The following is a 24,032-nucleotide window of genomic DNA, read 5'->3' on the forward strand; positions in this document are numbered from 1 at the left end:
GATCGTTCCATATGGCGTACAAAATACCTTTGTGAAGCAACCCCTCGCGCCTCTCTCTCCGCTCGGCGGACGCCGTACCGGTACGCGTACGTTTCCCCGTACGGCTCCCCGCGCCACTTTCCGTGCCGCCGTGACAGTCTGCCTCGCCGCGGCCGTCGCGGGCTGTTCCGCACTCGGTTCCGGAGGCGGGGACGCGGGCGCGGACGCCAAGGGCGGAGGTCCGTCGTTCACGGTCGCGGCGGCCGGTGACGTACTGATCCATCCACCGCTGACGGATCAGGCGCGCAAGGACGGCAAGGCCACCCCGGGCGGTCCTGAGCTGGACTTCGCCCCGCTGATGGCCGGGGTGAAGCCCGTCATCAGCAAGGCGGATCTGGCGATCTGCCATATGGAGCCGGTGATCGCGCCGAAGGGCGGCCCGTACGAGGGGTTCCCGAATTTCCAGGTGCCGCCGGAGATCACGACCACGCTCAAGGACATCGGTTACGACACCTGCTCGACGGCGTCGAACCACTCGATCGACCACGGCGCCGCCGGGGTGAAGCGGACCCTGGACACCCTGGACGCGGTCGGTCTGCGGCACACGGGTTCGGCCCGGAGCGAGGCCGAGTGGCTGAAGCCGCTGATCACGGAGGTGAAGGGGGTGAAGGTGGCACAGATCTCCTTCGCCTTCGGCTTCGGGTCCGACCAGGTGCCCCCGGACAAGCCGTGGCTGGTCAACAAGACCTCCTTCACCGCGATCGCCGACGCCGAGAAGCGGGCACGGAAGGCGGGCGCGGATGTCGTCATCCTGAGCATCCACTGGGGGCGTGAGCACCACAGTGCGCCGAGCACCTCGCAGATGGAGCTGGCCGAGCGCATCACCGAGAAGACCGGGATCGACCTGGTGATCGGGCATCACGCCCATGTCGTCCAGCCGATGGAGAAGATCAACGGGACCTGGGTCGCCTATGGCCTCGGCAATCAGGTCGCCCGGCACGAGGTGCCCAGCGGCCAGTCCGAGGAGGGAATCATCGGCTGGTTCACATTCACAAAGCACGGTGCGAAGTGGGATGTACAGGCACAGTACGTACCGACCTTTGTCGATATCCCGCCGGTTCCGGAGGACCCCGCCCTGCCCGACAAGCTGCCCGAGGGCGCGGTGACGGACTACCGGCTGGTCGATGTGGCGCGGGCGCTGGAGGACGGGAAGTCCCAGGACGGGAAGAAGTACACGGAGGAGCAACTCGCCCGTTACCGGCTCGCCTTCGACCGTACACAAGGGACGATGCTCAACCGGGGCGCGGCGAAGGACGGGCTGACGCCCCTGGAGGAGCCGCCGGGCTAGTCCGCCCTGCCAACTGCCTGCTCAACCGGGCTTCGGCCGGAGGTCTTTGCCCCGGTCGCAGGCTTCCCATGTCCCGTGCGTAACATCTGTAATTCAGATCACACCGCTTACCGGTTCGATTGTGTACAACCATTCGACCCCGCGGCCGGTCATCTTTTCGCGGTCGGTAGCGTCCTCTTGGGCCCCTGCCCGTCCCGCGTCCGTTCCGTACGGCCCGACCCCCGTACGGGACCTGCTCCACCCCCACACGTCCGCGTCGGCGCGCGCACGCCCGCGCGTGCTCCGGCGCCGGCCGCACCATGCTGAGAGAGGTACCCATGGCCGTTTCGTCTGCGAAGCGGCGGCACAAGGTCCGTAAGCGGGCCGACATGTCGCTCCTGGGCGGCATCCGCCCACCGATCGCGGTCCTCTCGGCACTGCTGCTCGCGCTGGCCGGCCTCACCGCCCTGGGATTCGGCAAGACCGAAGCGCTGCCCAAGGCGGTACGGATCTCCCAGCAGCACTTCGCCGAGGACGGCGCGATCGCGCTCCGGGCTTCGCTGGACGAATCGATCACCGACCTCGAACGGACCGCGTCGCTGTTCAACGCGGGCGACCCGGTCTCCGCCGACACCGTCCTGGACAAACTGGGCAACGTCTATCAGAAGTGGCGCGGTTCGGCGATCGTCGAGATCAAGTCGGGCAAACTGCTGGCCGCGCGCGGCGAGAACGTACCGCTCCTCGCCGTCGACCTGCAGAAACTCTCCGACGAGGACGGGCTCGCGCCCCGGATGGTCCGGCTGGAGAACGGCGAGACCCGGCTGCTGACCTTCGCCCTGCTGTCCTGGGAGGGCCGGCCGCAGCAGCTGCTGATCACCTCGAACAGTCTGAAGGTCCCCGGGGTCAGTCTCGGCAAGTTCCGGGCGATCGCGGTGGTCGACGCGGGCGGTACGGTCCTCAGCAGCGACGGCCTCCAGGCGCCCGAAGAGGATGATTCGGACACCGTCAAGGGCGAGATCGAGCAGACCAAGAAGCAGCTCCGTACCTTCGCGAAGGACTCCGCCAAGAAGGCCGGACAGAACCCGCTCACCACCAAGGAACCCGGCTCCGGCGGCTTCCTCGGGGTCAGCGGGTCCATGACCGGCACCAAGCTGATCAGCGGGGAGCGCCCGGTCGCCGGGTACGCCACGCTCGCCGCGCCCGAGGCGGGCGGCAGCACCGACGCCACCAGCCTCGGTCTCTCCGTGGTCACCCTGGTGACCGTCCCGGAGAACACCAGTCGCGTGAACGACCCGATGTTCGGTCTGTGGTCCGCCGGCGCGCTGCTCGTCATCGGCGCGCTGGCCGTGGCGCTGCTGCTCGGTACGGTCCAGGGCCCGCTGCTCCGGCTCTTCCTGGAGAGCCGCCGCCTCACCCGCGGCGATCTCACCCGTCCGGTGACCGTGCCCCGGTTCGGTGAGGCGCGCCGGATCGGTGACGCGCTGGAACAGCTCCGGCTCCAGCTTCTGGGCGCGCCCGCGCCTGACGGGAGTACGGGTACGGGCGGCGGGAAGCGGCGGCGCGGCCGGCGCGTGGGCACCCGGGCGCTGCTGGCGGGCGGCGGCATTCTCCTGCTGATCTGGTCGGCTCCGATGATGCTGGTGCTGAACCGTGCGGGGGACACGCTCGTTGTGCCGCAGCAGCTGGTGAGTGATCAGCGGGACCGTACCGACACGGTGACCGACCGGGTGCGGCGTGCGCTGAACGAGGGCTATGCCGACCTGCTGTCCGTCGCCACCCTCATCGGGGACCAGACCGGGGCCGGGGACATGACGACCGTCCTCGAACGCACCATGACCGAGCACCCCCGCTACAGCTCCCTGTACGTCCTCTCCCCCGACGGCACCGTCCTCGCCCAGGCCGGCGACAGCCCCGCGGACCCCGGCGCCAAGCGCCCCGGCAACGAGCCCATCGCCGTCCTGGGGGACGGGTCGAAGGAGCCGCGGATCACCGGATACGCCGAACTCCCCGGCCGCGACGGCGCGCTGGTGGTGGGCCAGTTCCGTATCGACTTCCTCAACTCGCTCCTCAAGCGCCCCGGCCTCGGCCAGGTGCGGATCGTGGATGCCGAGCGGCGGGTGCTGGGCTCGAACACGGGTTACCGGGCGTTTGAGAAGCTGCCGTCGGCCCGGCTGGAGTCGCTGGTCGAGGCCACCAACCAGAAGGCCGGCCTGAGCACCCGCCCCAGCGGGGTCCTCTTCCGCGACGGCGAGGGTGTGCAGCTCGCGGCGGCGGCGCCGTTCGCGGGCGGCGGGGCCGCGAAGTCGCTGGGCTGGACCGTGGTCAGCTGGCAGCCCGCCTCCGCCCTCGCCATCCCCGAATACAGCGCCCAGAACCGCACCGTCCTGGCCGGACTCCTCGGCGTCACCGCGGCCGCCGCCTGCCTCGGCTGGCTCCACATCGTCGTCGCACGCCCCCTGCGCGCCCTGGCCCGCCAGGCCGAGACACTCGCCGACGGAGACCGCCGCACCGTCCTCTACCCGCGCCACCACGACGAGGTCGGAGCCATCACCCGCTCCCTGGAACTCCTGCGCCAGCAACTCCAGGAACAGCGCAGACGCGACACCGCGCCAACGGCCCTCGCCGAAAGGATCTGACCGACCGTGCTCTTCCTCTACTTCGTGCTGCTCGCATGCAGCACGATCCTGCTGGTCGCCGGACTTGTCGAGCAGGCACGGCACTTCGCCAACCTGAACCGCATCCCCACCCGGGTGCTGGTCAACGGGATCCGCGGCAAGTCCTCCATCACCCGGCTGTGCGCGGGCGCGCTGCGCGGCGGCGAACTGATCACGGTCGCCAAGACCACCGGCACGGCGGCCCGGTTCATCCACCCGGACGCGACCGAGGAGCCCGTCTACCGCAAGTTCGGCATCGCCAATGTGGTGGAGCAGATCGGGATCGTACGGCGCGCCGCCGCGTACAACCCCGACGCGCTGGTGATCGAGTGCATGGCCGTCATGCCGGCGCTCCAGGAGATCAACCAGTCGAAGCTGATCCGGTCCACGATCGGCGTGCTCTGCAACGTACGGGAGGACCACCTCGCCGAGATGGGCCCGACCCTCGACGACGTGGCGCGCTCACTGTCCCGCTCGATGCCCGAGGACGGGATCTGTGTCACCGCGGAGAAGGACCGGTTCGCGATCCTCCAGGAGGAGGCCGACGCCCGTAACTGCCAACTGATCTACGCGGACCCGGAGACGGTCACCGACGAGGAGCTGCGGGGCTTCAGCTGGTTCACGTTCAAGGAGAACGTGGCCATCGCGCTGAAGGTCGCCGAACTCCTGGGCGTGGCGCGGGAGACCGCGCTCCAGGGGATGTACGACGCGCCGCCGGACCCGGGTGTGCTCTCCGTGGAGCGCTACCTCACGCCGGACGGCAAGCGGCTGCGGTTCGCGAACGTCTTCGCGGCGAACGACCCCGAGTCGACGCTGATGAACATCAACCAGCTGCTGGACCTGGGCGCGATCAACCGTCCGCTGCACGTGGTCATCAACTGCCGCCCCGACCGGGTCGAGCGCAACGGGCAGATGGGCGAGATCATCCCCGAACTCCAGCCGGAGAAGGTCTTTGTGATCGGCCATCCGGCGAAGAGCGCGATCGACGCGATTCCGGGGGAGTGGCGGTCGCGGGCGGTGGATCTGGGCGGTGACAAGCGGGATCCCGAGGAGTTCATGCGGGAGCTGCTGGGGATGCTCGGGCCGGACTCGTCGCTGGTGGCGATCGGCAATATCCACGGGCAGGGTGAGCTGCTGCTGGAGCACCTCGCGGAGCTGCCGCCGGACGAGACGGCGTACGAAGACGAGGCAGCCGAGGCGGACGGGGTTGCGGGGCCGGGGCAGGCTCAGGGGAGCGCGCCGGGGCAGGGGGTCCCGCCCGTGCAGCAGGCGGAATCTCGGCTTCCGGCGCTGGGTCCGGCGGGGGACCAGGTGTCGGACACCGTCGCCATCCCGGTCGTACCCACGGGTCCCGTATCCACCGGTCCCGTACCGGCCCGGGAGCTGCCCGCAGCTCCGGCGCCCGCCGGACCGGTACCCACGCCGGATCCGCACCCGCACGCGCAGCCGAACCCGAACCCGCATCCGCGCCACGACGAGACGCTGGCGCTGCCCCGGTACGCGCCGCGGCTCGACCCGTACCAGCAGTACCCCGAGGCGTACGAGCAGCGCTACCAGCAGCGCCCGGCCGCCGGACCGCCCCGGGAACGCGGACTGTTCGAACCGGCCCGGATGCCGGCGAAGGACGATTCCGGCGCCTCGGGCGTCCCCGGCAACGGTTCCGGCGACCCGGCCGAGCACCCCTACCCGCAGAACCCCACGCACCCGCACCCGCACGCGCAGCCGAACACGAACAACACGAACACACCCCCGAACCCCCCGCACTCCGTCGCGCCGCAGAACCCAGGAGAACCCCGTTGATCCCCGCAGTCCTCACCCCCGAGATCGCCGCGATCGGCATCGGTCTGGGCCTGATGTTCTCCCTGATCTGCTACCTCACGACCAATCTCTCCCCGGGCGGCATGATCACGCCCGGCTGGCTGGCGCTGACCCTCGTCGAGGACCTCCAGCGCGCCGCCATGGTCGTCGGCGTGACCGTACTGACGTATGTGACCACGCTGCTCGTCCAGCGCTTTGTGATCCTCTACGGAAAGCGCCTGTTCTCGGCGGTCGTCCTGATCGGTGTGCTGCTCCAGGGCACCGTGATGATCGTGCTGTCGCTCGAATTCCCGCTGATGTACGCGAACCAGACGCTCGGCTTCATCGTGCCCGGCCTCATCGCGTACCAGCTCGTACGCCAGCCCAAGGGCGCGACCATACTCGCCACCGGCACGGTCACGCTCACGGCCTATGTCGTCCTGACCGCGGGCATCCTGCTCGGCGCCCTGCCGTCCGCCTGACCCGCCCACCCACGGGAGTCCCGTTCTCATGAGTGCCAAGTCCAAGCGCGGCCGCCCCGTCCTGCACGGCGTGACCGTCATCGCGCTGCTGGCCGGCAGCGCGTACCTCACCGTCGAACTCCGCAAGGACGAGCAGGCCAAGGCGCCCGCCGTCCAGGCCATCACCGACATCCCCAACCTGAAGTCCGGGGCCGGGAACACCGCCGGCGAGCAGACCTGGGAGCGGCTGAAGAACCCGGACCGCTCGGTGCTGCGCGGCGGCGACGGCGACATCCTCGCCTCCTTCACCGACGGCGCGCGTACGGCGACCCTCACCGGTCCCAGCCGTACGTTCGACGAGCCGGCCAACACCTCGACCCGGGTGGTCACCGAGAACTGGGTACGGCTGATGCCGGAGGCGTGGACGAAGGGTGCCGAGAAGGAACAGTGGTTCAAGGACTGGTTCAAGGAGTACTACGGCAGCGAGGAGGACGACCTCTTCGCGTTCGCGTTCCAGTACGTCGAGGGCGCGCCGGTCAAGAAGGACGACGAAGGCGTGCCGTACGCGGGCGACGCCAGCTTCGGGCCGCTGAACCCGGACGGCAGCGAGGGCAACGACCTGCGCCTCGAAGAGTCCGACTTCTACGACTACCTCGGCATCCCGTACACCTTCCGCGACGGCACCACCAAGGAGCCGCAGACCGCGCGCTACCGCTCGATCGACTGCTCGGGCTTCATCCGCACGGTGTTCGGCTACCGCGGCCGCTACCCGCTGATGGCGTCCGACGACACGGGCGACGGCCTGCCGCGCACGGCCAACGGCATGGCGCGCTCGAAGGCGGGCGTCGACATCATCAAACTGTCGGGCCCCGAGCCGCGCTACGAGCGCCCGAAGTCCATCAGCGTGCTCCAGCCCGGCGACCTGGTCTTCTTCAAACTCGACGCCCGCACCAAGTCCCGCCTGGACCACACCGGCATGTACCTGGGCACGGACACGGACGGCCACCAGATCTTCATATCCAGCCGCGAGGAGGCCAACGGCCCCACGATCGGCGACAAGGGCGGCACCTCCCGCCTCGACGGCAACGGCTACTACGCCGCCACCCTCCGCAGCGCGAAACGCCTCTGACTCCTGGGCGCATACGCGCGTACGAGGCCCGGCCCGGCATCGGGACCGGGCCTCGCGGCCATCACGACGCGCCCGCGGGCGGGGTTCGGGTGGCCAGGGTGTTGATTTGGGTGCTCGTGAGGATTTGGGGGGACTCGGCGGGGGTGCGGGCTACGGTCAGCATGGCTTGGGCCAGGTGGGCCGTGGTCGTGGTGTGGGTCGGGGCCAGTCTGTGGAGTACGGGGTACAGCCAGGACGTGGCGGCGTAGAGCAGGCGGTAGAGGGGGGTGCGGGAGCGGGCGCCGTGGCGGGGTTGGATGTAGCCGGGGCGGAACATGTGGGCGCGCAGGTTCAGGGCGGCCAGGTCGTTCTCCGTGCGGCCCTTGATGCGTGCCCAGGCCGCCCGTGCCTTCTGTTCGCTGTCGGTGCCCTCGCCCGAGACATAGATGAAGACCAGGCCCGGGCTGACCCGTACCAGGGAGTGGGCCGCGGCCAGGGTGTAGTCGTAGGTGATGCGGGTGTACTCCGCCTCGCTGCGGCCCGCCGACGACACCCCCAGACAGTAGAAACACGCGTCCGCGCCCGCCAGTTCGCTCTCGATCGCGGAGAAGTCAGTGAAGTCGTCGTGCACGATCTCGGTGACCTTCGCCGGATGCGGGCCGGTGGGCCGGCGGCTCACCAGGAGTACGGAGCTGACGCCCTCGTCCAGCACGCAGGCCCGCAGGACGCCTTGCCCGACCATGCCGGACGAGCCGTAGATGACAACCTTCACGCAGTACGCCTCGTCCTTCTCGCCGCTGACCAGTGACCACTGACCGTTGATCTAACTGATCGGTTAGATTTGGAGGCCAGCGTACACGGGCTGCATAAGGATCCGGTTAGTCAGGCGGCTAAATTGGACGCATGGTGAAGAAGTCCGATGCCACGAAGGCGCGCCTGTTGCAGGCCGCGACGCAGGAGTTCGCCACGTACGGGATCGCGGGTGCCCGGGTGGACCGTATCTCCGCGGCGGCGTCGGCGAACAAGAACCTGATCTATGTGTACTTCGGCAACAAGGAGCAGCTCTTCGACGCGGTCTACCAGGCCGCGATCGAGGAACTGCTGGAGGCCGCGCCCTTCGACGCCGAGGACCTGCCGGGTTACGCCGGGGCCCTGTTCGACTTCTACGCCGCCCACCCGCATCTGATCCGGCTGGCCCGCTGGCACGCGCTGGAGCGGCCGGGCGGGGAGGTGCTGCCCGTGGCGTACGGGGCGACCCAGGACAAGCTGCGGCAGCTCTCGGCCGCCCAGTCCGCGGGCCTCGTCGATGCCGGGATGCCCGCCCATGCCCTGCTCACGCTGATCCTTGTGCTGTCCGCCGCCTGGAGCGACGGCTCCCCGGAGGGCCGGGCGACCGGTGACGCGGAGCTGACCGCCCTCCACCGGCACTCGATCGTGGTCTCGGTCGGCCGTCTCATCCGGCCGCCGCGGGCCGAGCGGGATTCGCAGGGCTGACCCGCCGGGCGCCGACCCGTACCGCCCGTCCCGACCCGCCCCGTCCCGTACCGGCCGATCCCGTTCGGCGTGGTGTCGGACGCTCACGTGTTGTCATGGCGCGATCACGTACCGATCTCACCCCTCTTTGCAATGGCCGTCCGTCCGGGCTACTTTTAACTAACCGGTTAGATCCAGCCTGGAAGGACCCCTCCCATGCCCGACTACGAGAACCTCTTCATCGGCGGCCACTGGCTCCCCCAGACCTCCGGCCCCCTCCTCGACATCCGTTCCCCGCACGACCACTCGCTGGTCGGCCGGTCCGCCCAGGCCTCCGCCGCCGATGTGGACAAGGCGGTCGCGGCGGCCCGTAAAGCCTTCGACGACGGCCCCTGGCCCACCCTCGACCCGAAGGAACGCCAGAGCGCGGTACGCCGGTTCAATGAGCTGCATGCCGCACGCGCCGCCGAGATCGCCGCGCTTGTCACCGCCGAGAACGGCACCCCCTACTGGTTCACCTCCTCCCTCCAGACGCAGATGGAGGAGCAGACCAACGCCTTCCTGCGCGCCGCCGAGGCCCTGGCCTGGGAGGAGAAGGCCGGGAGTCCGGGTAGCGCCCAGGCGCTCGTACGCCGCGAGCCCGTCGGTGTCGTCGCCGCCGTCATCCCCTGGAACGCGCCCCACCAGTCCGCGCTGGTCAAGGTGATCCCCGCGCTGCTGGCCGGCTGCACCGTCATCCTGAAGGCCTCGCCCGAGACCGCGCTGGACGCGCTGCTGCTCGCCGGGATCTTCGAGGAGGCCGGCTTCCCCGAGGGCGTCATCAGCGTGCTGCCCGCCGACCGGCAGACCAGCGAGTACCTGATCGCCCACCCCGGGGTCGACAAGATCGCCTTCACCGGCTCCACCGCCGCCGGCCGGAGGATCGCCTCCATCGCGGGCGAGCAGCTCAAGCGCGTCAGCCTGGAGCTGGGCGGCAAGTCGGCCTCAATCGTCCTAGACGACGCCGACCTCGCCCAGGTCGCGCCGGCCGTTCCGTATCTCGCCTTCGGCAACAACGGCGAGTCCTGCGCCGCGCACACCCGGCTCCTGGTGCCGCGCAGCCGCTACGAGGAGGTGCTCGCCCTGGTGGCGGCGGCCGCCGAGCAGGTCACGGTCGGCGACCCGGCCGACCCCGGCACCTTCATCGGCCCCCTGGTCACCGCGGTGCAGAAGGAGCGCGTCCAGTCGTACATCCAGTCCGGGATCGACGAGGGCGCGCGCCTGGTCGTCGGCGGGCTGGGCAGCCCGGAGGGGCTTGAGCAGGGCAATTACGTGCGGCCGACCGTCTTCGCCGACGTCGACAACTCCATGCGCATCGCCCAGGAGGAGATATTCGGCCCGGTCCTGGTGGTCATCGCGTACGAGGACGAGGACGACGCGGTCCGGATCGCCAACGACTCGCCGTACGGTCTCTCCGGCGGCGTCTGGACCTCCGACCCGGAGCGGGGTCTGGCCATCGCCCGCCGTATCCGCACCGGCACCTTCCTGGTGAACGGCGCGTCCTTCGGCTTCGACGCGCCCTTCGGCGGCTACAAGGCCAGCGGTATCGGCCGCGAATTCGGGACCGCGGGGCTGGCGACGTATCTGGAGTACAAGACCATCGGCGTTTGAGGTATCCGATATCCGATACGGGTACGAGGTGATGCGGGCCGGCGCGAGGGACCCGGGCGAGGCCCCCGGCCCGCACACCGCCACCCGCCCTGCACGCCGCCGCCCCGGCCCGCACACCGCCACCCCGCCCGCACCAAGCGGCGAAGGCACGAAGGCACGGCTCACGCCGCGCGGGCGCCGCTCACGGCCGGGGCCAGGGCCGCCCGTCGAGGTTCTCGATACTGGTGTTGAAGCGCTTGAGGTATGCGGCGAAGGCCGAGACCTCTTCCGGGGCCCAGTCCGCCACCACCTTCTCCAGCCCCTGGACGGTCTCCGCGCGGTGCGTGTCGAGGCGGCGCTCGCCCTCGGCGGTGACCCGGAACTTACGGGCGATACCGCCCTCCGGATCCGGAATGCGCTCGACCAGCCCGGCCCGCAGCATCGCGGCGGTCTGCCGGTTGAGGGTGGAGGCGTCCAGGCCGAAGGCGTCGCTCAACTGCCCGATGGACATGGGGCCTTCCATCAGGATCCGGCTGAGCAGGATGTACGCGCTGCGCTCCAGCCGGCCGTCGCTGCCCCGCGACCGGGGAGTGTTGAGGAGGAGGTGCCGCCCGAGCACCATCGTCTCGAACTCGATCAAGTGCGTGGGCTTGTCCATGCCTCCGATCCTCTCAAGAGCCCGGGCTCCGAGAACACCGGCTTCAGTACGGGCCCCGCTGATCGGCCGGGCCCGCTGACCGGTCAAGCCCGCTGACCGGCGGCGCGGTCGCTCAGATCGCGGACCACCCGTTGTCGACGGGCAGGATCGCGCCGTTGATGTTGCTCGCGGCGTCGGAGGCCAGGAACACGATGGCGGCGGCCTGCTCCTCGGCCGCGGCCACCTTCCCGGCGAGGGCGACATACGGACCGATGGTGCCGGGGCCGTGGGACCGGCCCTGGGCGTCGACCCGGATATTGGTCGCGGTGGCGCCGGGGGCGACGGCGTTGGCGCGGATTCCCTCGTTCCGGTACATCACGGCGAGGGACTTCGTCAGCCCCACGACACCGTGCTTGGAGGCGGTGTACGCGGCGCCGGCGGCGCTGCCGCGCAGGCTCGCCTCGGACGCGGTGAAGACGATCGAGCCGCCGCCCGCGGCCAGCATGTGCGGCAGGGCGGCCCGGGTCAGCAGGAACGGGGCCGTCAGATTGACCCGTATCACCCGCTCCCACTCGGCGTCGTCGGTCTCCGCGAGGGCCGACATCCGGTCCATGATCCCGGCGTTGTTCACCAGGACGTCCAGGCCGCCGAAGGCGTCCACGGCCGTGGCGACGACCCGGTCCACCACCTCCTGGTCGCCGAGATCGCCCACGACCGCCCGGGCGGTGCCTCCCGCGGTCTCCATCTCCCGTACGGTCTGCTCGACGGTCTCGCGGTTGAGATCCGCGAGCGTGACCCGCGCGCCTTCCTGGGCGAACCGCAGGGCCGCGGCCCTGCCGATGCCCGATCCCGCTCCGGTGACGATGACGCTGCGCCCCTGAAGGCCGGTGCGAAGGCCGGTGCTGCTGCTCATGGATGCTCCCTGGTTCTCTGACTGCGACTGCGCTTCTCTGACTGCTTGAGTTGCCCGACTGATTGAGCTGCCTGGCTGATTGAGTTGATTGAGTCAATCAAGCAGAGGGCCCGCCTGGCAAGATTGCTTGAGTCAGGCAACTGCCTGGTAAAGTGGGCGTATGTCCACACCGCCGCCGGCAGCCGCCCCCGTCTCGCCGGACACGGCCGGGATCGAGCGCGCCCTCACCCGTATCGCCTATCTCACCGGCCGGGTCAGGCAGCACGACCGTCTGATGGCCATGGCCGGAGTGCCGCTGGACCGGGCCGCCGTGGCGCTCCTGCGGCAGATCGCCGAGTCCGATCCGCTCCGCCCCGGCGAGCTGGCGGCGCGGCTGGGCGTGGAGGCCTCGCACATCACCCGGCAGGTGCAGCACCTGGAGAAGGCCGGCTATGTGATCCGCGTACCGGACCCGGACGACCGCCGGGCGCAGCGCATCCAGCTCACCCCGTCCGGCCGGGCGACGGTCGACCGTATCCGCGAGGCGAGCTGCCGGGCGATGCAAGTGGCCCTGGCCGCCTGGTCACCGGAGGAGCTGCGGCAGCTCGCCACCCTGTTCAACCGGATGGTCGACGACTTCATCACCCACGCTGACGAAGAGGGCCTCGAAGCCACGCCCGTGCCGGGGGACGGCGGCGCGTCGCACCCTGCCTGAATCCAGCAGCGGGCACAGGCGGGCACAGGCGGACACCGGGCAGTGACGCAAGCGGGCGGCGGGCACCAGCGAGCAGCGGGCACCAGCGGGCACACACGAATGGTCTTTCCATGCATGGAAGCATCAACGGAAGCATCGGTGGGATCCCTTCGCCGGTTCGCGGGGACGGGCAGCGCATCCTGGTCGTCGTCGACGACCCCGGGACGACCGAACTGCTCGCGACCACCCTGGAACTGGCCGGCTATCAGGTCGGCACGGCGGGCACCATCCCCGAGGCGGTGGTGCGGTTCGCGGAGCACCCGTCCGATCTGGTGGTCATCGATACGAGACTGGCCGAGTCGGACGGTTTCACCGGATATCCGCGTGTCGCCCCCGCCGACCGGCCGCCCGTACTGTTCCTGACCGCCTGTGAATCCCTGGGCCGGCTCGTCCCCGAAATGGGCCTGGGTCTCGCCGACTATGTCACCCAGCCGCTCCGGATCGCCGAAGTCCTGGCCAGAGCACAGGTGTTACTGCGCGCCCGCGGCCCGGAACGGCTGGAGCGGGCGCCACGGTACGGGGATCTCGTCCTGAACGACGCCACCTGCCGGGCCAGGCGCGGCGGGCGGGCGCTCGATCTGACCCCGGCGGAATACCGGCTGTTACGCCATCTGCTGGTCAACGCGGAACGGGTCCTGTCGAAGGAACAGATCTGCCGGCATGTCTGGGGCGAGAGCCGTGCCGACAACGCGATCGAGAAACTCGTCTCCCGGCTCCGGCACAAGGTGGACCAGGACCGGGACGAGCCCGGACTGATCCACACCCGCCGGGGCTTCGGCTACTGGCTGGGGCGCTGAGGCCGGGCCGTACCGCCTGTGCATGCGCGCTCCCCGTAACCCCACGTCCGTACCCCCGGACATGTGACCTTCCTCATGTCAGCTTGCCGTCAGGCAACTGGCCGGGGGGTGTCAGTCCGATCCGGTTGCATGAGCACAGCCCGCAACGCTCCCTCCCGCAACCGCAGAGAGGAACGCATGTCCACCCCCCACGCCTCAACCCCCGAAACCACCGACACCAACGAATCCAACGAAGCCAACGAAACCCCCGGGGATCCCGGCTTCGATCCGGACGCCCTCCGCGCCCGGTACCGGGCCGAGCGCGATCGCCGTATCCGTCCCGACGGCAGTGCGCAGTACCAGCGCACCACCGGCGCGTTCGGCTACTACGTCGAAGACCCGTACACCGAAACGGACTTCAGCCGCGAGCCCCTGGACGACCGCGTCGACGCCGTGATCATCGGCGGCGGCTTCGGCGGCCTGATCGCCGGCGCGCGGCTGCGACAGGCAGGCGTGCAGCGGATCCGGGTGATCGAGAAGGCCGGGGACTTCGGCGGAACCTGGTACTGGAACCGGTATCCGGGCGTCCAGTGCGACATCGAGTCGTACATCTATATGCCCCTGCTCGAAGAGGTCGGCTACATACCCCGCTGGAAGTACGCGCCGGGCGAGGAGATCCGGCGGCACGCGCAGGCGATCGGGCGGAAGTTCGAGCTGTACGACGACGCCTGCTTCCGGACCGAGGTGACGCGGCTCCACTGGGACGAGACCGACCACGAGTGGATCATCCGTACCGACCGCGGCGACCGGATGGCGGCGCGGTACGTAGTGGTCTCCAGCGGGCCGTTCAGCCGGCCGAAGCTCCCGGGTATTCCGGGCATCGAGAACTTCCGCGGCCACACCTTCCACACCAGCCGCTGGGACTACGGCTACACCGGCGGCGACGCGGACGGCAATCTGCACAAGCTCGCCGACAAGCGCGTCGCCGTCATCGGCACCGGCGCGACCGCCATCCAGTGCGTACCGCACCTCGGACGTGACGCGCAGCATCTGTACGTCTTCCAGCGCACGCCCTCCTCGGTCGACGTACGCGCCAACCGCCCCACGGATCCGGAGTGGGCCGCGTCGGTCACTCCCGGTTGGCAGCGCCGCCGCCGGGACAACTTCCTCGCGCATGTGGCCGGCGGGGGAGCCGAGGAGGACCTGGTCGCGGACGGCTGGACGACGAGCGCCCGGCTGCTCCAGACCTTCGTACCGGGGGGAGGCGATCCGGACGTCCCGCCCGAGGAACTGGGACGGCTGGCCGAGCTGGCCGACTTCACCAAGATGAACGAGATACGCGCCCGGGTGGACGCGGTCATCGAGGACGGCGCGACGGCCGAGGCGCTCAAGCCCTGGTACCGCTACATGTGCAAACGGCCCACCTTCAGCGACACCTATCTGCCCACGTTCAATCGCCCCAATGTCACGCTCGTCGACACGGCCGGGCAGGGCGTCGAGCGCATCACCGAGAACGCCGTGGTGGTGGGCGGTGTCCCGTACGAGGTCGACTGCGTGATCTTCGCGACCGGCTTCGACATCGGCGTCCCGCCGGCCGAGCGGGCCGGACTCGACGTCCGGGGCCGGGGCGGGCTCACTCTGGCGGAGGCGTGGAAGGACGGCCCGAAGACCCTCCACGGCTTCTACAGCCATGGGTTCCCCAACTTCTTCCACCTCGGCGCCCTGCAGAACGCCGTCTCCGTCAACTTCGTGCACGTTCTCGACGAGCAGGCGACGCATATCGCCGAGGTCGTGGCCGAGGCGCGCAAGCGGCAGGCCCGCTATGTCGAGCCGACGGCCGAGGCGCAGGCGGCGTGGGTCGCGACGATCCGGGCGAAGGCGCGGAACGCGCAGCGGTTCCTCGCCGAGTGCACGCCCGGCTACTACAACAACGAGGGCAGGCCGTCCGGGCAGAGCGAGTCGTACGGGGGAGGGCCGATCGAGTTCTACGAGCTGATCACGCGCTGGCGGACGGACGGGGACATGAGCGAGGCGATCGTCGAATGAACGCGCTCGGTGATGGCGGCGGTACGAGCCGGGGAGGGCCGGTGAGTCGACCCAGCCGGTACGACGAGACCGGCCGGTGGCAGGCCACAAGCAAGCGCTGGGACACGGCCAGGCTCAACCTGCCGAATCCCCTGTGGGGTTCGAACGGTGTGACCTTCGGCCCCGACGGGCGGCTGTACGTGGCGCAGTTCATCGCCGGACAGATCAGCGCGGTGGATCCGGTCTCGGGCGATGTCGATGTGGTGGTGGCGCTGGACGGCCCGGTGCAGGCGCCGGACGATCTGGCCTTCGGGGCGGACGGTTCGATGTACATCGCCGACCTGACCCCCGGCAAGGTGTGGCGCCGGAGCCCTTCGGGTGCGTACACCCTGATCTCCGACGCGGTGCGGGTCCCCAACGGCATCACCTGCGTCGGCGACCGCCTCTTCGTCAACGAGATGCGCGGCAACGGCCGGCTGATGGAGCTGTTCCCGGACGGCGGCGAGCCGGTGGTGCTGACGGACGGGCTGGCCTGGGGCAACGCGATGCAGCTCGGCCCGGACGGCTTGCTGTACTACCCGCACATGATGGCCAACGAGGTCTGGCGGATCTCCCCGGACGGCGGGGTGCCCGAACTGGTCGCGAAGGATGTGCACGACCCGGTGGCGGTACGGTTCGACCGCGGCGGCGTCCTGGTGGTGCTGTCGCGCGGGCCGGCCGGGATCGTGACCCGTATCGATCTCGGCTCCGGTGCGCGGACGGTCGTCACGACGGGGGTCGCGGGGCTGGACAACGCGGCGTTCGACGAGGAGAACCGGATGTATGTCTCCAGCTACGCCAGCGGCGGGGTCACGGAGATGCATGCCGACGGGCGGACGCGGGAGATCGTCCGGCGCGGGTTCGACGGGCCGTTCGGGGTGACGGTCGATCTCGGCGGCACGGTGTACGCGGCGGACCACTTCAGCCTGGCGAGCCCGGACGGCTCGGGGTCGGTGACCACCCGGGAGATACTGCCGTTCGTGCACGGGGTGGTTGCGGACGACGAGGTCCTGCACCTGACGACGCAGGTCGGTGAGGTGCGTACGTACGATCCCGTGGCGAAGACCTCGCGGGTACGGGCCACCGGCCTGACCGGCCCCACCGGCATCGCGGTCGCCCCGGACGGCTCGTTGGCGATCGCCGAGACGGGCGCGGGCCGGATCGTACGGATCGGCTCCGACGACACCTTCAGCGTCCTCGCGGAGGGGCTCGGCCACCCGGTGGACGTGGCGTTCGACGACGAGGGCCGCTGCTATGCCGGCGACGACCGCGCGGGGGCGGTGTTCCGCCTGGACGAAGGAACCCTGGTGACGGTGGCGGACGGCCTCGGCGCACCCCAGGGCCTGGCCATCCGCGGCGACGAACTGTTCACGGTGGAGGTGACACACCGTCACCTGCGGACGATTTCCCTCACCACGGGTGAGAGCCGCGTGGACGCGGAGAACCTCCCGGTGGGCCTCCCCCCGGGCATCACCCGCCCCACCCCGCCCCCACCTCCCGGAATCCCGGCACCACCGGCCCAGTTCGCGGGCCTGGCCATAACCCCGGAGGGCACCCTGCTCCTCTCAGCCAACGGCGAAGGCACCATCCTGCACCTGTCCTGACCAAACGAAGCTCTGCCGGGGCCGCCCGCTCCGGCAGAGCTTCTGCGCCCTTGCGGCCGGCCAGCCGCTGCTCTCAGCCGGTACGGTCGGCCACCGGCCGTCCGGCGAACGACACGATTTCCCCGATGGCCGGGTCGTAGCCGTCGCTCGTATCCACGACCAGCGTCGGTACGTTCAGCGAGATCGGCACCCACGACTCCAGCGGCCGGCCGCCATCGGCGATGGCCTTCAGCAGCTCGCGATCGGCATGCGCCGCCCTGAGCGCGTTCCCGTCGGCCCGGCGGGCGATCCGGTGATGGGCGACGGCGCTGTCCACAGTGCAGCGGATCACGCGGATGTCCGCGATCCCGGCCAAGGGCTCCAGGTTCGGCCGCCACAGCCTGTCCTGGAAGGCCGCTTCCGCGACCACGGTCACTCCGGCTCCCAGCAAGGTCCGCAGCACGTCGAAGAACACCGTGAGGGTCCGCCAGGACAGGGGGTCGTCGGTGGCGGCCTCGAAACCCGGGGTGGAGTGCGCCATCCCCTCCTTGATCTCATCGCGGCAGACCGCCGGGCAGCCGAGCGACCGGGCGATCCCGTGCGCGAGCGTCGTCTTGCCCGTGCCCGGCGGGCCGCTCACCGTGATCAGGGTCGGGGATGCCATGGCCGAATCTTCGCATGGCCGGTGGTCCGATCAATGTGTGGGTGCTGGGCGCCGATAGTTGTGTCGAGAGGCTTGACGGGGGGAAACCTCCGATGTTCACTGCGTGTTGCGAACATGTCACCTTGCTGCTTCATGGATCAACGCGCCATCGCGTACGTCACGTATCTGAAGTTCCCCCCTTCGCCTTCCGGCGCCGCCTCGCCACTCGTGGGAGTGACACACGATGAGACCCAACCGACTAGTCGTATTCGTCCTCGCCGCCGTCTGTCTGCTGGGCGGTCTCGCCGGTGGGCCGGCGGTGGCTTCCACCACCGATGCCGCGTTCAACAACGCGACCGGTGCGCTGAATGTGGACTACGGGAGCTATCTGTCCAAGCACGACATCGTCTACAACCGGCCCAACACCAATCCCGACTACGGACTGACCGTCGGGAACGGGAAGATCGGGGCCATGGCGTGGCAGAACAACGGGCTGTCCATGCAGGTGTCCGGGGTCGACACCTCGCAGCAGACCGCGTTCGGGGCCGGGCTGGTGAATCTCGCCACCACGCCGGCGATGGACAGTGGGTACTCCACATACCAGCAGCGCCTCTCGCTGTACGACGGGACGCTCACCACCAAGTACGACAACAACAGGACCGTCACCGTCATGGGGTCGCCCAACTCCGAGGTGATGGGAATCCATGTGGAGGACACCCGGAGCGGGGTGTCGAACATCTCGCTCGATCTGAGCCTGTGGGATGTGGCCGGGCTCGGGAACAGCGGTGACGTGCCCAACCTGGACACCTGGAAGACCGTGTCCACCTACGCGGACTCCACGGGCGCCGGGCTGAGCCGGGGCCAGGCCGATCCGCAGAACTTCGGGTACACCCTCGCGGCGACCGTGGAGGGGGCGGCGTACAACGCGCAGGTCATCGACGGGCGCAAGGTACGGCTGACGATCACGCCGACCAACAGCTACACGATCTGGTTCACCGCCAGCAGCCGGCTGAACGCCCCGAACAACAACTCCGTGACCCAGGCCAAGAACGCGCTGAACTCGGTGAAGAACACCGGATACACGAACACCCTGAACAACTACCGCAACTGGTGGCACGCGTTCTGGGAGAAGTCGTTCGTGCAGTACTCCAACGGGTCCCGTGAAGCGGACTACATGGAGAACGTCTACTACCTCAGCACCTATATGATCGCCGCCGGCGGTTACGGCAACTATCCCTTCCACTTCATCAACGGTACCTTCCGGGCCACCGGGGACAATACGAAGTGGAGCAACTCGTACTGGTTCTGGAACCAACGGGACGTCTACAACTCGTTCCTGGCCTCCAACCACGCCGATCTCTTCGAGGGATTCAACCGCCTCTACAGCCGCAATTACAACGCCCTCAAGGCGTACACCCAGACCAGATACAACGTCGACGGCCTCTGGGTGCCCGAGACCATGGGCTGGGACGGCAATGCCAGGGGTACGGTCAACAGCGACTACACCAAGAACATCTGGTCGACCGGCGCCGAAGCCGCGTACAACATGTACCTCCAGGCCAAGTACACCAACGACAACAACTACCTGCGGAACACGGCCTATCCGTTCCTGCGTGAGGTAGCCAAGTTCTACACGGCGAAGCTCTCGTACGACAGCGGCACCGGCAAGTACTATGTCGCGACCTCCAATTCGCACGAGACCTACTGGAACGTACCGAACGCGATCACGGACCTGGCCGCCGTGCGCACCGTGTTCCCGCTGGCCATCCAGGTCAGCACGGAGCTGGGGCTCGACTCCGGTCTCCGGCCGCAGTGGCAGCGGGTCGTGGACAATCTGATCGCGTACCCGGCGGACTCCAATGTGTATCTGCCGCACACCCCGCCGATTTCCCAGACCCGCAACAACGAGAATGTCGCGGCCGAGATCATCTGGCCGTACGACCGTACCGGAATCGGCTACCCCGACCAGCAGAAGGCCATCAACACCTGGAACGCCCGGCCGTTCCCGTACGGCAATGTCTGGGCGAACGACGCGGTCCAGGCGGCCCGGCTCGGGCTCGGTGACCAGACGTTCCAGGGCATGAAGACCATGCTGCGCCAGTACCAGAACTATCCGAACGGCCTGACCTCCAACACCAACGGTGTCTTCGAGTACCTCGGTGTGCACCTCTCGGCGATGAACGAGTCGCTGCTCCAGTCGTACAACGACAAGATCCGTGTCTTCCCGGCCGTGCCCGGTGACTCCAGCTTCGTCGGCAAATTCAGTCTGCTGGCCAAGGGCGGATTCCTGGTCAGCTCGGAGCGCGAGGCCGGCGAGATCAAATACGTCGGGCTGAAGAGCCAGTACGGCAACAGCACCCGCGTCGTGAATCCCTGGGGGACCCAGGAGGTCCGGGTCCGCCGCGTCTCCGACAACGCGACCGTCCTCACCACCAGCGCCGCCGAATTCGCGCTGAGCACCTCCGCCAATACGGTGTACGTCATCGAGCGCACCGCCAAGCCGCTCAGCTCGTACACCTCGACCCGGCTCACCGGGACGGCCAACCAGGACGCCAAGTCCCTGGCCGGCACCAACTCCACGCTCGGGCTCGGCTCGACGCCCAACCCGATGGTGAACAACACCTCGGTGACGTACGACAGCAACTGGTACCTCACCACCGGGCGGGGCTACGGCGACTACAACGACGACACCCACCACAGCAACACGGTGGGCGCGACGGCGCAGTACACCTTCACCGGCACCGGGATCCAGTACCTCTCCGAACGCAACGGGGACATGGGGACGGTCGACGTCTATCTGGACAACGCCTTCCAGGCGACGGTGGATCTGAGAATCTCCGGCGCCCGGCAGGTCCAGCAGACCGTCTGGCAGAAGACGGGGCTCTCGCGGGGGCAGCACACCATCCGGGTCGTCAACCGGAGCACTGCGGTCGGCATGATCGACGCGTTCCGCATCACCCCCTAGCGATCACCCTGGCGATCGCCCCTGATGATCAACCCTGGTGATCGTCCCTGGCGATCACCCGTAGAAGCACCGCGGAAGACACCCGCAGGACCGTAAGGATCAAGACAGTCGGGGCCCGGCAGACCGTCAGCGGTTTGCCGGGCCCCGGCCGTTCCCTCACCCGTTCCCCAGCCCGTACGGTGGGCGGACTCCGCCCGGCGTCCCGGGACCGCCTCTCTTGTGCGGCCCCTGCACACCTCGTTCCCTTTTCGGATGTCCGGTGTTAACTCATCCGTGCCCGCCGCTCTTCCGCGCTCCGTGAGGGTCAGGTCGGCCGATGATGGGAATCGGCCAATATCTGCCGGACGCCGGACGGCGGCCGGGAGGGGGGCTGGGCCATGAATCACCCGCGCTTTCTGTTCGTACCGAGAACCGACGCCGAGACGGGCACCGTCTCGGTGGTGTGGCGCCTCCTCGGCGCGAACAACCGCGGTCTCGGCCAGGCCTGTGACAGCCAGCCCGGGCTGGCCGCCTGCCGCGCCGCCGTCGAGGCCCTGCGCGCGGGGATGGCCAGGACCCGGCCGGTCATCACGGTCTCCGAGGCCGCCGGGCTGTGGATCTGGCGGCTCGACCTGGACGGCCGTGCGGTCGCGGTTTCCAGCCGCTCGTACCAGCGCCAGCGCGAATGCCAGTACAGCCTGGGGAACTTTGTGAAGGCCGTCCCCGAGGCGCACCTCGCGGCGGGTCTGGTCCCCCTCTCGGCCAGGCGCCAGCCGCAGCCGCCCGGCGACCGGCCGCCGAGGGTACGGCCGGACTCCGCGAAGCCGGACTCCCCGAAGGCGCGGGCCGCCGGAGCGGGTGCGCGATGACGATCACGGCACCCGTTCCCACGCCCGCCCCAGGGGCGCAGGACCAGCCGCGGCCGATCAAGCGCTCCGCCGGACTGCCCGACCAGCTCTTCCGCGGCCTCGCCCGGGGCAGCGGCGGTGTGGTGCTCGTCATCATGCTGCTCGTCGGCACCTTCCTGGGCTACCGCGCCTGGGAGGCGCTGCGGGTCGCGAAGGGCTCGTTCATCACCACCTCGGCGTGGGAGCCCGACTCCCATCACTTCGGCATCGCGGCCGTCCTCACCGGCACCGTGCTGATCGGGCTCGTCGCCATCGCCTTCGCGCTGCCGCTCGCCATGGGCACGGCGCTGTACATCACCGAGTACGCGCCCCGGCGCGTACGCCGGACCATGGTCAGCCTGATCGACCTGATGGCCGCGGTGCCCAGCGTGGTCTACGGGCTCTGGGGGGCCTTCTTCCTCCAGGCCCATATCGTCGGGCTCTCGCGGTGGATCTCCACCTACTTCTCCTGGATCCCGATCTTCAAGGTGAACGGCGCCGACCCGGGCGACCCGCTGGCGCCCATGACCGTCTACACCTCCTCGACCTTCATCGCCGGGATCGTGGTGGCGCTGATGGTCACGCCGATCGCCTGCTCGGTGATGCGCGAGACCTTCTTCCAGGCGCCCGTCGGTGAACGCGAGGGGGCGTACGCGCTCGGCGCGACCCGGTGGGGAGTGATCAAGACGGTCGTCCTGCCCTTCGGACGCGGCGGCATCATCGGCGGCACGATGCTCGGCCTCGGCCGGGCGCTGGGCGAGACGATCGCGGTCTACATGATCATCTCGCCGGCCTTTGTGATCCAGCCGCGGATCCTGGAGAACGGCACCAACTCGGTCTCCTCGCTGATCGCCCTGCGGTACGGCTCCGCCAGCGACTTCGGCATGTCCGCGCTGATGGCGGCCGGGCTCGCGCTGTTCCTGATGACACTGGTCGTCAACTTCGTCGCCTCCTCGATCGTGGCCCGCAGCCGCTCCGGCGCCGGGACGGAGGCCTGAGATGACGACCCCGTACACGCAGGCGCCCCAGCCCGACCCGCGGACGCACGCGCCGCAGACGCAGCCCCCGCACCTGACGAAGCACGAAACGAATCGGACCACCGCTGTGCCCGAGCCCCTGGCCCCCCTCACCGTCCGCCCCGGACCACCGGAGGACACCGGCAGGCCCGAGGCCCGCCGCTCCACCTCCACCGTGCGCGCGGACGACGTCCGCGCGCTGCTCGGCGCCCTGGCCGGGTCGCTCGGACTGACCGTGGTGCTGTTCACCCGGATCGCGCCGTTCGACGGGCCGCTCGGCTTCGTGGTGGTCGCCTATCTGTTCTTCGTGGGCCTGTACGCCGTCCTGGTCTCCTTCTCGGAGAACGGAATGGCGGTACGGGACCGGGTCGCGGCGGTCATCACCCACAGCCTCGCCGTGCTGGTGGTCGGCGCGCTCGTGTTCGTCGTCGTCTACACCCTGTGGCGCGGCCGGTCCGCGCTGCCGCATCTGAACTTCTTCACCGAGGACATGTCCGTCACCGGACCCGTCCAGCCGCTCACCAGCGGCGGCATGCTGCACGCCATCGCCGGAACGGTCGAGCACATGGCGATCTCCCTGGTCATCACCGTGCCGCTGGGGCTGGCCTGCGCGGTCTTCCTCAGCGAAGTCCCGGGCGCCTACGCCCGGTTCGTACGGACCATCGTCGAGGCGATGACCGCCCTGCCGTCGATCGTCGCCGGCCTGTTCATCTACGCCACCGCCATCCTGATCCTCGGCCTGGACAAGTCCGGGCTCGCCGCGGCCCTGGCCCTCTCGGTGATGATGCTGCCGATCATCATCCGCGCCTCCGACGTGGTGATCCGGCTGGTGCCCGGCTCACTGCGCGAGGCCTCCCTCGCGCTGGGCGCCAGCCAGTGGCGGACGGTGTGGACGGTGGTGCTGCCCACCGCGCGCTCCGGCCTGACCACCGCTGTCATCCTCGGCACGGCGCGCGGGATCGGCGAGACCTCCCCGGTGCTGCTCACCGCGGGGTTCACCACCAACATGAACCTCAATCCGCTGCACGGCCCCCAGGTGTCGCTGCCGCTGGCCACCTTCGAACTCGTACGGTCCCCGGAGCCGAACTTCATCGCCCGCGGTTTCGGGACGGCGGCCCTGCTCATGGGGCTGGTCCTGCTGCTCTTCGTCGTCGCCAGGATCATCGGCGGGCGCGGCCCCGGCGAGCTGACCCGGCGCCAGACCCACCGCAGGGTCCTGGCCTCGCGCCGGGACGCCGAGCGGATGAGCGGCCGGGCCCGGCCGGGCTCCGGGCCGGCAGGGCGTACGGATACGGACGGGCCACCACCCGGGCCGGTGGAGGAACTCAGCAACTGAGCCTCCGTACCCCCGGCCCCTCCGCCCGCCGGGCCGGCCACCCCGTACCCCGTACAGGCGAGCCGCCGAGCC

At 69.5% G+C, this 24,032-nt stretch carries 19 protein-coding genes; 15 read left to right on the forward strand and 4 right to left on the reverse strand.

What is annotated here, in order from left to right:
- Positions 1–130: 130 nt before the first annotated feature.
- From ACFU9P_RS14300 to ACFU9P_RS14320, 5 genes are all read left to right on the forward strand, one after another.
- Entirely contained in the window at positions 131–1,327 is a 1,197-nt protein-coding gene (locus ACFU9P_RS14300) for a CapA family protein (protein WP_384080214.1), read from the forward strand.
- Positions 1,328–1,644: 317 nt separating this feature from the next.
- A complete protein-coding gene (locus tag ACFU9P_RS14305; RefSeq protein WP_384080217.1) occupies positions 1,645–3,942 on the forward strand; it encodes a HAMP domain-containing protein in 2,298 nt (765 codons plus the stop codon).
- A 6-nt stretch (positions 3,943–3,948) separates the two neighbouring features.
- Positions 3,949–5,760, forward strand: coding sequence for a poly-gamma-glutamate synthase PgsB (gene pgsB, locus ACFU9P_RS14310; RefSeq protein WP_384080220.1), 1,812 nt, complete (start codon positions 3,949–3,951; stop codon positions 5,758–5,760).
- Positions 5,757–6,239: a poly-gamma-glutamate biosynthesis protein PgsC/CapC gene (locus ACFU9P_RS14315; protein WP_376382180.1), complete on the forward strand. Its 483-nt coding sequence runs from the start codon at positions 5,757–5,759 to the stop codon at positions 6,237–6,239. The genes pgsB and ACFU9P_RS14315 overlap by 4 nt, the downstream gene beginning before the upstream one ends.
- Before the next feature lie 28 nt (positions 6,240–6,267).
- A complete protein-coding gene (locus ACFU9P_RS14320; RefSeq protein ID WP_384080223.1) occupies positions 6,268–7,347 on the forward strand; it encodes a C40 family peptidase in 1,080 nt (359 codons plus the stop codon).
- A gap of 61 nt (positions 7,348–7,408) precedes the next feature.
- Here the strand turns inward: ACFU9P_RS14320 and ACFU9P_RS14325 are convergent, their stop codons facing one another.
- The gene (locus ACFU9P_RS14325) at positions 7,409–8,098 is read right to left on the reverse strand and encodes an NAD-dependent epimerase/dehydratase family protein (RefSeq protein ID WP_384080226.1); all 690 of its coding nucleotides are present in this window, start codon (positions 8,096–8,098) and stop codon (positions 7,409–7,411) included.
- Between the two features lie 131 nt (positions 8,099–8,229).
- On the opposite strand from ACFU9P_RS14325, the gene ACFU9P_RS14330 reads away from it, so the two are divergent.
- Both ACFU9P_RS14330 and ACFU9P_RS14335 read left to right on the forward strand, forming a co-directional pair.
- Positions 8,230–8,820 (forward strand): TetR family transcriptional regulator, encoded by a 591-nt coding sequence (locus tag ACFU9P_RS14330; protein ID WP_376382186.1) that lies wholly within the window; start codon positions 8,230–8,232, stop codon positions 8,818–8,820.
- A 195-nt stretch (positions 8,821–9,015) separates the two neighbouring features.
- The gene (locus tag ACFU9P_RS14335; protein WP_384080230.1) at positions 9,016–10,449 is read left to right on the forward strand and encodes an aldehyde dehydrogenase; all 1,434 of its coding nucleotides are present in this window, start codon (positions 9,016–9,018) and stop codon (positions 10,447–10,449) included.
- A gap of 181 nt (positions 10,450–10,630) precedes the next feature.
- Here ACFU9P_RS14335 and ACFU9P_RS14340 read toward each other — a convergent pair whose 3' ends face one another.
- Together ACFU9P_RS14340 and ACFU9P_RS14345 are read right to left on the reverse strand one after the other, a co-directional pair.
- Entirely contained in the window at positions 10,631–11,086 is a 456-nt protein-coding gene (locus tag ACFU9P_RS14340; protein WP_376382190.1) for a MarR family winged helix-turn-helix transcriptional regulator, read from the reverse strand.
- A 112-nt stretch (positions 11,087–11,198) separates the two neighbouring features.
- Positions 11,199–11,978: an SDR family NAD(P)-dependent oxidoreductase gene (locus tag ACFU9P_RS14345; protein WP_384080234.1), complete on the reverse strand. Its 780-nt coding sequence runs from the start codon at positions 11,976–11,978 to the stop codon at positions 11,199–11,201.
- Positions 11,979–12,138: 160 nt separating this feature from the next.
- On the opposite strand from ACFU9P_RS14345, the gene ACFU9P_RS14350 reads away from it, so the two are divergent.
- From ACFU9P_RS14350 to ACFU9P_RS14365, 4 genes are all read left to right on the forward strand, one after another.
- Entirely contained in the window at positions 12,139–12,672 is a 534-nt protein-coding gene (locus ACFU9P_RS14350) for a MarR family winged helix-turn-helix transcriptional regulator (protein WP_384080238.1), read from the forward strand.
- A gap of 110 nt (positions 12,673–12,782) precedes the next feature.
- A complete protein-coding gene (locus ACFU9P_RS14355) occupies positions 12,783–13,508 on the forward strand; it encodes a response regulator transcription factor (RefSeq protein WP_384080241.1) in 726 nt (241 codons plus the stop codon).
- Between the two features lie 177 nt (positions 13,509–13,685).
- A complete protein-coding gene (locus tag ACFU9P_RS14360) occupies positions 13,686–15,533 on the forward strand; it encodes a flavin-containing monooxygenase (RefSeq protein WP_384080244.1) in 1,848 nt (615 codons plus the stop codon).
- A complete protein-coding gene (locus tag ACFU9P_RS14365) occupies positions 15,530–17,155 on the forward strand; it encodes a hypothetical protein (RefSeq protein WP_384080246.1) in 1,626 nt (541 codons plus the stop codon). Before ACFU9P_RS14360 ends, ACFU9P_RS14365 begins: the two co-directional genes overlap by 4 nt.
- 73 nt (positions 17,156–17,228) lie before the next feature.
- On the opposite strand, the gene ACFU9P_RS14370 is transcribed toward ACFU9P_RS14365, so the two are convergent.
- A complete protein-coding gene (locus tag ACFU9P_RS14370) occupies positions 17,229–17,798 on the reverse strand; it encodes an AAA family ATPase (RefSeq protein ID WP_384080249.1) in 570 nt (189 codons plus the stop codon).
- Between the two features lie 223 nt (positions 17,799–18,021).
- On the opposite strand from ACFU9P_RS14370, the gene ACFU9P_RS14375 reads away from it, so the two are divergent.
- The 4 genes from ACFU9P_RS14375 (at position 18,022) to pstA (ending at position 23,960) form a co-directional block, all read left to right on the forward strand.
- A complete protein-coding gene (locus ACFU9P_RS14375) occupies positions 18,022–20,742 on the forward strand; it encodes a carbohydrate-binding protein (protein WP_384080252.1) in 2,721 nt (906 codons plus the stop codon).
- A 377-nt stretch (positions 20,743–21,119) separates the two neighbouring features.
- Positions 21,120–21,590 (forward strand): hypothetical protein, encoded by a 471-nt coding sequence (locus ACFU9P_RS14380; RefSeq protein WP_376382201.1) that lies wholly within the window; start codon positions 21,120–21,122, stop codon positions 21,588–21,590.
- Positions 21,587–22,606, forward strand: coding sequence for a phosphate ABC transporter permease subunit PstC (gene pstC / locus ACFU9P_RS14385; protein WP_384080257.1), 1,020 nt, complete (start codon positions 21,587–21,589; stop codon positions 22,604–22,606). The genes ACFU9P_RS14380 and pstC overlap by 4 nt, the downstream gene beginning before the upstream one ends.
- 1 nt (position 22,607) lies before the next feature.
- The gene (pstA, locus tag ACFU9P_RS14390; protein ID WP_376382204.1) at positions 22,608–23,960 is read left to right on the forward strand and encodes a phosphate ABC transporter permease PstA; all 1,353 of its coding nucleotides are present in this window, start codon (positions 22,608–22,610) and stop codon (positions 23,958–23,960) included.
- Positions 23,961–24,032: the final 72 nt, after the last annotated feature.

The sequence above is a fragment of the Streptomyces sp. NPDC057617 genome, from assembly GCF_042800555.1.
GTDB lineage: Bacteria > Actinomycetota > Actinomycetes > Streptomycetales > Streptomycetaceae > Streptomyces.